This is a genomic window from Nakamurella sp. (assembly GCF_048594475.1).
Taxonomy (GTDB): Bacteria; Actinomycetota; Actinomycetes; order Mycobacteriales; family Nakamurellaceae; genus Nakamurella.
Genome location: NZ_JBMDXT010000386.1, coordinates 1 through 4,846, shown reverse-complemented (window position 1 = coordinate 4,846; position 4,846 = coordinate 1). Strand labels below are relative to the sequence as shown.

Sequence of the window (4,846 nt, the reverse complement as noted above, 5' to 3'; positions counted from 1 at the left end):
GAGGTCGACCTGGCCATCCTGGACATCGCCATGCCGCGGATGACCGGGTTGCAGGCGGCCCGGGAACTCGACCGCCGGGGCAGTCCGGTGCGGGTGCTGATGCTGTCCATGTACGACCACGAGCAGTACTTCTTCGAGTCGCTCAAGGTCGGGGCGTGCGGCTACGTGCTCAAGTCGGTCGCCGACCGCGACCTGGTGCAGGCCTGCCGGGCGGCCGCCCGCGGCGAACCGTTCATCTACGCCGGCGCGATGTCGGCGCTGATCCAGGACTACCTGCGGCGCGAACGGACCGGCGCCCGGCTGCCCGAGCGCATCCTCACCGTCCGGGAGGAGGAGGTGGTGAAGATGATCGCCGAGGGCCACTCGTCCCGGGCGATCGCGGACACCCTGGTGATCAGCGTCAAGACCGTGGAGCGGCACCGGGCGAACGTGCTGCACAAGCTCGGCCTGCACGACCGGCTGCAGCTGACCCGCTACGCCATCCGCGCCGGCCTCATCGAACCCTGATCGGCCGGTCCCCGGGACCGGCCCACCGCCGGCCGGGGGCGGGCCGGCCGGCACCGACCACCGACCACCGACCACCGACCACCGACCACCGACCACCGACCACCGAGGAGCGACGACGATGCCGCTGTCACACGAGGACCGGCGGAAGCTGGCCGAGATCGAACGCGAGCTCACCCGGGTGGACCCCGACCTGGCCCGGACCATCGCCGCGGGCCGGTTCCCGATGCTGCGGCCGATCCTGTTCGGGGCGGCGTTCCTGGCCGGGGCGGCCGTCCTCGTCGGTGGCCTGGTCACCACGCATGCCTTCCCCATCACCGGGGTCGTGATCGCCGTCGCCGGCGTCGCCGCGATGACCGGGGCCGCCGGCGGGCTGCTGCGGGAGGTCAGGACGATGCTGCCCGTGTTCTCCTCGGCGACCCCGCCGTGGACCCTTCCGGGGACCCCACCGACGAACCCGCCGACGACCCCACCGGCGCCCGGCGGATCACGCCGGCCGTGAGACAAACCACGTTCCGGTGAGCGGTGAACGGCCTCTCACCCCCCTCGACGTCGGTCAGCATGGACGGGATGCCTGCGCCGACCGACCTCCCCGCCCCCGCCGCACCACCGGTGTCCCCCCGGCCGGGCGGGAACCGGGACCCGCTGGTCGACGCGCTGCGGTCGGTCGCCCTGGCCCGCGTCGTGCTCTGGCACGCGTTCGCCGCACCCTGGCTGAGCTGGATCTTTCCGGCCATGCCGGTGATGTTCTTCCTGGCCGGAGCGGTGCTCGCCGGCTCGGTCGCCCGGCCGGTCGGGAGCCGCCGGACGGCCGACCGATCCGCCGGTCCGCGCACGCTGGCCCGGCGGCTGCTGCGCATCCTGCTGCCCTTCTGGGTGTACTCGGCCACCGTCGTGGCGATCACGGCGCTACGACCGACGGTGTTCGGCCCCGGGTCCGGTCCCGGGCCCGGTCCGGTCTTCGAGACCGATCGGTTCGACTGGCCGGCGGTCCTGCTGCCGCTGCCCCGGACGTCGGGCACCGACCGCGACTGGCTGACCGGGCACCTGTGGTACCTCACCGACTACCTGGTGCTGCTCGTGCTGCTGCCGGTCGCCGCGATGCTCGCCCGGCGGGTCCGCGCGGTCGTCGCCGGGGCGTTGGCCGGGCTGGTGGCCCTGGAGCTGGCGCCGCTGCTGGGAGTGCCGTCGCTGGTCGGGACGGCCCGGATGGCCGCCGGCGACCTGCTCTGCTACGGCCTGTTCGCGGTGCTCGGCGTCGCCTGGGCCACCCGGCGTCCGGCACCGCCCGACCGGCGCGCCGTCCTGGTCCGGGCCGCGGCCGGACTCGCGCTGGTGGCCGCGACCCTGGCCGGCTCGGTGGTCGTTCCGCTGCCCCGCGGCTCGCTCAACGAGTCCTACCTGCTGCTGGCGGTGGCCGCCCTCGGCTGGCTGCTGCTGATCGGCGCCGCCGAGCAGCCGCTGCGGCGCCTCGCCGCCACCCCCCGGGTCGCGCCCGCGGCCCGGGCGGTGAGCGCCCGGGCGCTGACCATCTACCTGTGGCACCCGGCGGCGATCTTCCTGGCCCTGGCGTTGGCCCCGGCGGCCGGGCTCTGGTCGGCGCCCTCGGTCCTGCTGCTGACCGTCGGGTTCACCGCCGCCGCGGTCGCCGCGGTCGGATGGGTGGAGGACGTCGCCGCCCGCCGGCCGGCCCGGTGGTGGCCCACCGGGGCGCACCGGACACGGACCGGGCCGGACCGGCCGCCGCAGCGGCTGCGCCTGGCGGTCGCCGCGGCGGCCGCGGTCACCCTGATCGCCGGCACGACGACGGCGGTCACCGCCGGCCGGACCGAGGGCGGGCTCGCGACCCTGCCCCCGCCGTCGGATCGCACGGCCCTGGCCGACACCGCGTTCGCCGCGGCGGCCCGGGATCTGCGGGCGGGGATTGAGGACCGCCCGTTGCACGGTGACGACCTGCAGTCGGCGCTGGAGCTCTGGATCGCCGCCCAACCCGAGATCAACGACGCCGTGGTCAGTGTGGCCGCCGGACCGCAGGTGTGGAGCGGCAGCGCGACCCGCGCCGGGGGTGAGCCGCCGGCCGCCGAATTCAGCGTCGGCATCGCCTCGATGACCAAGACCTTCACCGCCTCGCTCGTGGTGCAGCTCGCCGAGGAAGGGCGGCTCGACCTGGATGCGCCCGTTCCGGACCTGCCCGACGTGCAACCCCTGCCGGCCGGGGAGACCGTCACCCCCCGCCAGTTGCTGCAGCACGCCACCGGGCTGATCCAGTACACCGACTCCCCCGGGTACGACGCCGGGCGCGTCTACACCGCCGGTGAGCTGGTCTCGCTGTCCATCCGGGCCCCGCGGGCGCACGCCGCCGACGCGGGGGTCACCTACAGCAACAGCAACTACCTCTGGTTGGGGCTGCTGCTGGAATCGGTGACCGGCTCCGCGTACGGGTCGCTGCTGGCCGAGCGGATCACCGGTCCGCTGGGCCTGGCGACCGTCGACGTGCCGGTCGACGAGCGCACGGGATGGGTGGGCTCGGCCTCCGGCGGGGTGTCGGCCACCCCGGCCGACGTCGCCCGGTTCTTCGACGCCCTGGTCAACCGGGGTGAGCTGCTGTCGCTGGACGCGGTGCACCGGATGACCGACCTGAGCCATCTCAACGGCGGGCTCGGCATCTGGCCGCTGTGCCCGTGCGGCCAGACGGAGGACGGCGCGAAGTGGGCCAGCGGGCTGGGCCACTTCAACGGGGACGGCGCCGCGTTCGCGTTCCCCGACGACCGGCTCGCGGTCTACCTCCGCATCGGCGGCCCGGGCGACCCGCCGGTGCCCACCGACCGCATGATCCAGATGCGGGAGGAGCTGATGGAGCTGATGCGCACCACGGCCGTCGGCGCGAGCGACCCGGACGGCCCGGACGCCTGACGGCGAGCCGCGCTGCGCCACATCGGGGGCGGTCGACGGTTCATGGCCGGATGTACCCTGACCGGGTGCAGACGCTCATCCAGGGCGAGGTCCTGGCGCGCTTCGGGGCGGCGCTGTCCGACCCGACCCGGGCCCGCGTGCTGCTGGCCCTGCGGGACTCCCCCGGCTACCCGGCCGAGCTGGCCGACGAGATCGGCGTGTCCCGGCAGAGCCTGTCCAACCACCTGGCCTGCCTGCGGGGGTGCGGCCTGGTGGTCGCGGTACCGCAGGGCCGGCGGGTGCGTTACGAACTGGCCGACGCCCGGCTGCGGCACGCGTTGACCGACCTGCTCGGCGTCGTCCTGGCGGTCGAGGCCGATCACGAACCGGTTCCGCCCAGCTCACTCTGAACGATCCGGCCTGATCCGACCTGGCCGTCATCGCGCACGGGCCCCTGGCCGCGCCATCCGGTGTCGATCCTGCCGAGGGCGGAGCCACGGCCCCCACAACGGCGAACGCCGCCCGGACCATCGGTCCGGGCGGCGTTCGCAACGAGTGCGCCGACGGTCAGGCGGAGCCCAGCAGCCGCTCGCGCAGCTCGGCCACGTTGCCCGACTTGGGCAGACCGCGGTTGACCAGCTCCTCCTGGAGCTGTGCCTTGGTCCAGCCGGCGTAGTCCTCGGCCGCCTCGGCGACGTCCTCGGTGGCCTCGTCGGCCGCGTCGGTCGCCTCCTCGGTCGCGTCGGCCGCAGCCTCGGTGACCTCCTCGGCGGTCTCGGTGACCGTCTCGGCCGCGGCCTCGACCGGGCTCCGGTCGTCCTTGGCCGCACCGGGGGTGACGGCAGCCAGGGCCTGCTCGCCGGCCTTGGTCATCTGCTCGGCGAAGTCACCCAGCGGACCCGACATCGTCTTGGCCTGCTTACGGGCCAGCTCGAGGATCTGCTCGGCCTGCTGCCGGGCGTTCGCCAGCAGCTTCTCCGCTTCCTCCATGGCCTGCTTGCTGGCGGCCTCGGCGCGATCCTTGGCCTCGGCCAGGATCGTCTCGGCCTGCTTGCGGGCCGCCTCGGTGCGCGCGGTCAGGTCGTCGCGCACGGACTCGGCCGCCTTGCGCGCCGCCTCGGTGCGCGACTCGACCTGATCCCGGACCTTTTCGGTCGCCGACTCGATCTCCTCGCGGGCGGCCTCGCCGACCTTCTCGGAGACACCGAGCATCCGGTGCGCGAACTCGCGCTGGCCCTCGAGCATCTTCTCGGCGAAATCGAAGACCTGATCGATCACCTCGTCGGGCTTGGGCGTCCGGCCCGGCGCGTCACCGATCTTGCCGAAGGCGTCCTGGGTGATCTTGGTCCAGGTCTCCACGGCATCGACAGCCTGCGCCTGGGTGGAGCGCACGGCTGCCGCGAACTGTTCCTGGGGGGAGGACATCACGTTCCTTCCGGTCGACGCCGCA

General features: G+C 74.3%; 5 protein-coding genes. 4 read left to right on the top strand and 1 reads right to left on the bottom strand.

Annotated elements, in window-relative coordinates; translation table 11 throughout:
- The 4 genes from ACOJUF_RS17430 to ACOJUF_RS17415 all read left to right on the top strand — a co-directional run.
- A partial coding sequence (locus ACOJUF_RS17430; RefSeq protein WP_420123088.1) for a LuxR C-terminal-related transcriptional regulator occupies positions 1-507 on the top strand: 507 nt, incomplete at its 5' end.
- A 118-nt stretch (positions 508-625) separates the two neighbouring features.
- On the top strand, positions 626-1,006 hold the full coding sequence (locus ACOJUF_RS17425; protein WP_420123087.1) for a DUF3040 domain-containing protein: 381 nt from the start codon (positions 626-628) through the stop codon (positions 1,004-1,006).
- Between the two features lie 68 nt (positions 1,007-1,074).
- Positions 1,075-3,417 carry a serine hydrolase gene (locus tag ACOJUF_RS17420; protein WP_420123086.1) on the top strand — a complete coding sequence of 781 codons (2,343 nt, stop codon included), beginning with the start codon at positions 1,075-1,077 and terminating at the stop codon, positions 3,415-3,417.
- 50 nt (positions 3,418-3,467) lie between these two features.
- Positions 3,468-3,806: an ArsR/SmtB family transcription factor gene (locus ACOJUF_RS17415; protein WP_420123085.1), complete on the top strand. Its 339-nt coding sequence runs from the start codon at positions 3,468-3,470 to the stop codon at positions 3,804-3,806.
- A gap of 157 nt (positions 3,807-3,963) precedes the next feature.
- Here the strand turns inward: ACOJUF_RS17415 and ACOJUF_RS17410 are convergent.
- On the bottom strand, positions 3,964-4,846 hold an 883-nt coding region (locus tag ACOJUF_RS17410; RefSeq protein ID WP_420123084.1), incomplete at its 5' end, for an SAP domain-containing protein.

What these genes read in the sequence shown, in the direction of transcription:
- ACOJUF_RS17425 (WP_420123087.1), top strand. Translation starts at nt 626, where the DNA reads ATGCCGCTGTCACACGAGGACCGGCGGAAGCTGGCCGAGATCGAACGC.
- ACOJUF_RS17420 (WP_420123086.1), top strand. Translation starts at nt 1,075, where the DNA reads ATGCCTGCGCCGACCGACCTCCCCGCCCCCGCCGCACCACCGGTGTCC.
- ACOJUF_RS17415 (WP_420123085.1), top strand. Translation starts at nt 3,468, where the DNA reads ATGTACCCTGACCGGGTGCAGACGCTCATCCAGGGCGAGGTCCTGGCG.